Consider the following 5,143-nt stretch of genomic DNA (forward strand, 5'->3'; position numbering starts at 1 on the left):
GAGATGAATTGGAGATTGGAGAAAACAATAAATTAATATTTATTGAAGCTCGAATGTTACATTGGCCAGATAGTATGTTTACCTATATGACTGGAGAAAGTATCCTATTTAGTAATGACGCCTTTGGCCAACATTATGCCTCAGAGTTATTATATAATGATTTAGTAGATCAGGGAGAATTATATCAAGAAGCAATAAAATATTATGCAAATATTTTAACTCCTTTTAGCTCACTTGTGGCCAATAAAATAAAAGAAGTATTAGGATTTAATTTGCCTGTAGATATGATAGCTACCAGCCATGGAATTATTTGGCGTGATAATCCAGGTCAAATTATAGAAAAATACTTGGAATGGGCAGGCGCCTATCAGGAAAACCAGATTACCATAGTATATGATACCATGTGGAATGCTACTAGAAAGATGGCTGAGGCTATAGCAGAAGGTATTAAATCTGTAGACAAGGATGTAAATATAAAATTGTTTAACGCTGCTAACTCCGATAAAAATGATGTAATTACAGAATTGTTTAAATCAAAGGCAATGCTATTTGGATCCTCTACTGTAAATAAGAGTATAATGCATGCAACTGGTGGCCTACTTGATATGATAAAAGGCATAGGATTTAAGAATAAAAAGGGTGCAGCCTTTGGTTCCTATGGTTGGTCAGGAGAATCTGTAGGCATCCTAGAGGAAAGATTAAAGGATGCAAGGATAGAAATAGTACAAGAAGGAATAAAAGAACTCTGGAACCCAGATGAAGATGCTATAAATAGATGTATTGAATTTGGTAAAGAGTTTGTAGGTAAATTATAAAAAGAGATATACAGAAGGCAGGCTAGAAAAGCCTGTCTTCATCTAAAATTACTATGCTTTTATGGTCATAGTCTATAAGCCTTTCTTTTTTCATCTTTTTCAATTCCCTAAAAAGGGAAGGTCTTTGAACACCAAACCTATCTGCTAATTCTTTTTTAGACATATCCAATTTAATTATCTTGCTATTCTGTATATGATACTCATAGGTCAAAAATTCCACTATTTTATCCCTAATGGTTTTGAGGGACATGAACTTTATCTTATCTGTAAGGATTAAAGCCTTGATGGACAGGGATTCCAAATACTTGGATAGAAAAGCTCTATTGTTTTGACATAAATCTAGTATTAGTTCCTTTTGAATATGTAATAGGCTAGACTTAGCTTCTGCTACCACAGTCATAGGATATTCGTTATTATTGGAAAATGCTAAACTTCCCCCCATAATATCTCCAGGCTTAAAGGAGGCAATTGTTAATATATTCCCATTTTCATCTATTTTTTGGATAGTTACTTTGCCTTCTAATAGGATGTCTATAGTAGTACATATTTCATTTTGCAGATATATAATGGAATTTTTATTATAATTTTTAATCGTACAATATTCATCTTTGAATAGAGCAGAAATTTCATCTGTGGAAAAAGTGTTAAATAAGTAAGTATGACTAATTAAACTTTTATATTTATCAATATCCATAAATATACCTCCAAAAAGTAACTATAGTTACTTTTTATTATACCATTTAGGATTATAATAGAGAAGAATAATTTTTTGGGAGGGGATGGATTATGGATATTTTCACCAAGGTTTTATGGCTTATCACAGGTATTTGGTTCATTATTTCTATGATTAAGGATAAAAAAAGGACCTTAGATGCCATGAAGATGTCTAAGAAAATGATGGGTAATATGTTAGGTCAAATAATAGGTATATTGTTCTTAATAGGGCTTATCCTTACTTTTATACCACCTCATGTCATTAAGGAGTATTTAGGTGGTTCGAATATATTTTTGGCCACTGTAGTTTCTGCATTGATTGGTAGTATTACATTGATTCCAGCTTTTGTGGCCTTTCCTCTAGTAGGTTCTATTGTAGATATGGGGGCTAGTATTGTGCCAGCAGTTGCGTTTTTAACGACTTTAACCATGGTAGGATTTGTAACTTTTAATTTAGAGAAGCAAGAATTCGGTAAGAAATTTGCCCTTGCAAGGAATGGTTTAAGCTTTATATTTGCCATTGCAATTTCGATGATAATGGGGGTAATACTATGATGGAAAAGATAAAGAAAAACAAGTTTTTATTATTTGTTGTTTTAATTTATTTGATATTATTGTTATCCAACACAGAGAAAGCAATTATATCTTTTAAAAATAGTGGTTATTATATAAAAGAAATGCTTATGATAATGCCAGTAATATTTGTATTAACCGCTCTAATAGAAGCCTGGGTTCCAAAGAAAATGATAATGGAACATTTAGGCGATGGTTCTGGGTTAAAAGGCTCTTTTATATCTTTATTACTTGGTAGTGTATCTGCAGGGCCAATATACGCAGCTTTTCCTGTATGTAAAACATTATTAAAAAAGGGAGCTAGCATATCAAATATAGTAGTAATCCTTAGTGCATGGGCAGTAATAAAAATACCTATGTTGGCCAACGAAGCTAAATTTTTAAGTCCTAAGTTTATGGCAACAAGATGGGTATTGACAACTATAGCTATTCTCATAATGGGATATCTCATATCTAAAATAGTAAGAAGAAAAGATATTCCTATGGATTCTGAAAAAATAAATGATGGTGAAATTGTGATAAAAGAAGAATACTGTATAGGATGTGGAATATGTGAAAAGTTGGCCCCAAACTATTTTAAAGTAGGGAATAAAAAGGCTAAGGTAGTAAACTCAAAAGCTGAACAAGAAATGGAAGGTGCAATAATAAAAGCTATAGAAAAATGTCCTACCAAAGCTATAGCCATGGGAGATAAAAAACTACCTAGAGAAAAAGTGGGCAAACAAACAATGGAAATGAATTAGGATAGGTATCACTCCAAAATTTTAATGTAGAAGGTTAGGCTTTATGAAACAGCCTAACCTTCTGTTATTTCTAATGAAGGTGGGTTTTTTATAAAAAAAGCCCTTAGATTTAGATAAGAGAATCTTTTCATATAATCTATTATCCGATGGAATAATTATGTCAATTGAAGAAAAAGATTCAGTTAATATATTATTGGTAAATTTATATAGGACATTATTTCCTTATTTCTTCCTTCCAAGATTAACTTTATTTATACTATGTTTATATACCCATTATTTTATTAGTGAAATATATAAAGTTATTTATGATAAAATGTAAGTTAATACTGAGTAAGCAGAGGATGGTTATATGTGGGGAGATAAAAGATATCATACATTGAATTATGAGTTAAGAAAGGAATTTGGGGAAAAGATTATGAAACTGTCTTTAGATGGAGGATTTACGTGTCCTAATAGAGATGGAACTATTGGATATAGAGGGTGTATTTTTTGTGGCGAGGAAGGTTCTGGAGAATTTGCAGGTTCAAGAATCCTGACCATAAAGGAACAAATTCAACAACAAAAAGAATTTTTATCAAACAAATGGAATACAGATAAGTATATTGCTTATTTTCAAAACTTTACTAACACCTACTCCTCTTATGATAATTTAAGAGAAAAATATTATGAAGCCCTTTCACAGGAAGGGGTAGTAGGCCTAGCTATAGCTACAAGGCCAGATTGTCTATCAGAAGAAGTGTTAGAGCTTCTAACTGAGTTAAATGAACAAACTTATCTATGGATAGAATTAGGTCTTCAAACTATCCATGGAAGGACTTCTAAGTTTATTAGGCGGGGTTACCCTTTAGAAACCTATAATAAAGCCATAGGGGATTTAAGGAACAGAGATATAAAGGTAGTTACTCATCTAATATTTGGTTTACCAAATGAATCCAAGGGGGATATTTTAGATTCTGTAAAATATGTGGCAAACACTAATACCTGGGGAATTAAATTTCATCTACTATATATACAAAAAGGGACGGATTTATATGAGTACTACTTAAAATCTCCCTTTTCAATATTGAATAGGGAAGATTATATATCTCTAGTAGTAGATGGTCTCGAATTACTTCCTAAAGAGATGGTAATCCATAGACTTACTGGTGATGGGAAAAAGAATTTATTGCTTGAGCCTAGATGGTCTTTGGATAAATTGAGAGTTCTTTCAGGGATCGACCAAGAGTTAAAAAGAAGGAACTCTTATCAAGGATTAAGGGTTGAATAACTTTCACAGCCTACACCTTTCTAGCATATTATATATTGCATAAGAAAATATAAAGAAAGGTGATTAATATGGATAATCGCAATGAAACAATGCAAGCGTGCCCTTCTGGGAGTTTTGCTTATACTATAAGATCTGGAGATACCTTCTTTTTATTAGCTCGTAGGTTCAATACAACAGTTGAAGCTATAATTAGAATAAATCCAGGGGTAGACCCAAATAGACTTCAAATAGGTCAAAGAATATGTATACCAGGAGCTATGCCTCCTCCGGCACCACAATGTCCAAATGGGTTCTTATATACTATAAGACCAGGGGATACATTCTTTAGGCTCAGCCAGCAATTTGGGGTTAGTGTAGACGCAATAATAAGGGCCAATCCAGGAGTAGATCCAAATAGACTTCAAATAGGGCAAATGATATGTATACCAAGTGCAGTAACTCCAACTCCACCATGTCCCAATGGATTCCTTTATGTAGTAAGGGCAGGAGACACGTTCTTTAGACTTAGTCAACTATTTGGGGTTAGTTTAGACGCAATAATAAGAGCCAACCCAGGGGTAGATCCAAATAGGCTTCAAATAGGGCAAGTAATATGCATACCAACTTTCTAAGAAAAAAGGAGCTAAGCTCCTTTTTTCTTTTATTCAAATCATTAACATCTGATATCTTATTTGCATAGTATATAGTGCGAATAATTATATGAAAGAAAGGTGATTAGTATGAAAGAAAAGCATGATATAGAAGGAAAATGTCCTAGCGGAAGTTTTCCATATACCATCAAATCTGGGGATACACTTTATGCATTGGCTCGAAAATATAATACAACTGTAGAAGCTATCATGAGGATAAATCCAGGAATAGATCCAAACAATCTACAAATAGGTCAAGTAATATGTATACCACAAGCAGCTCCACCTGTACCATCATGTCCGAATGGATTTTTATACACTATAAGGCCAGGAGATACCTTGTTTGCACTTAGTCAAAGATTTGGTGTATCGGTTCAAGCAATAATAAATGCAAATCCAGGA

At 32.9% G+C, this 5,143-nt stretch carries 7 protein-coding genes; 6 read left to right on the plus strand and 1 reads right to left on the minus strand.

Features of this window, described 5'->3' with window-relative positions:
• Positions 1 to 815 (plus strand): flavodoxin domain-containing protein (locus tag C3E89_RS00985; RefSeq protein ID WP_236910635.1); only part of this gene is annotated, 815 nt, incomplete at its 5' end.
• Positions 816 to 837: 22 nt separating this feature from the next.
• Here C3E89_RS00985 and C3E89_RS00990 read toward each other — a convergent pair.
• Complete coding sequence (locus tag C3E89_RS00990; protein ID WP_025642347.1) at positions 838 to 1,509, minus strand: Crp/Fnr family transcriptional regulator; 672 nt, start codon at positions 1,507 to 1,509, stop codon at positions 838 to 840.
• A gap of 92 nt (positions 1,510 to 1,601) precedes the next feature.
• Here C3E89_RS00990 and C3E89_RS00995 point away from each other — a divergent pair, with 92 nt between their 5' ends.
• The 5 genes from C3E89_RS00995 to C3E89_RS01015 form a co-directional block, all read left to right on the plus strand.
• On the plus strand, positions 1,602 to 2,084 hold the full coding sequence (locus C3E89_RS00995) for a permease (RefSeq protein ID WP_005585372.1): 483 nt from the start codon (positions 1,602 to 1,604) through the stop codon (positions 2,082 to 2,084).
• A complete protein-coding gene (locus tag C3E89_RS01000) occupies positions 2,081 to 2,845 on the plus strand; it encodes a permease (protein ID WP_025642349.1) in 765 nt (254 codons plus the stop codon). Before C3E89_RS00995 ends, C3E89_RS01000 begins: the two co-directional genes overlap by 4 nt.
• Positions 2,846 to 3,194: 349 nt before the next feature.
• Complete coding sequence (locus C3E89_RS01005; RefSeq protein WP_236910636.1) at positions 3,195 to 4,112, plus strand: TIGR01212 family radical SAM protein; 918 nt, start codon at positions 3,195 to 3,197, stop codon at positions 4,110 to 4,112.
• 68 nt (positions 4,113 to 4,180) lie between these two features.
• Positions 4,181 to 4,723: a LysM peptidoglycan-binding domain-containing protein gene (locus tag C3E89_RS01010; protein WP_236910637.1), complete on the plus strand. Its 543-nt coding sequence runs from the start codon at positions 4,181 to 4,183 to the stop codon at positions 4,721 to 4,723.
• Positions 4,724 to 4,831: 108 nt separating this feature from the next.
• The coding region (locus C3E89_RS01015) for a LysM peptidoglycan-binding domain-containing protein (RefSeq protein WP_236910638.1) at positions 4,832 to 5,143 on the plus strand (312 nt) is incomplete at its 3' end.

It is taken from the genome of Clostridium sp. Cult1 (genome assembly GCF_021655095.1).
GTDB lineage: Bacteria > Bacillota > Clostridia > Tissierellales > Tepidimicrobiaceae > Schnuerera.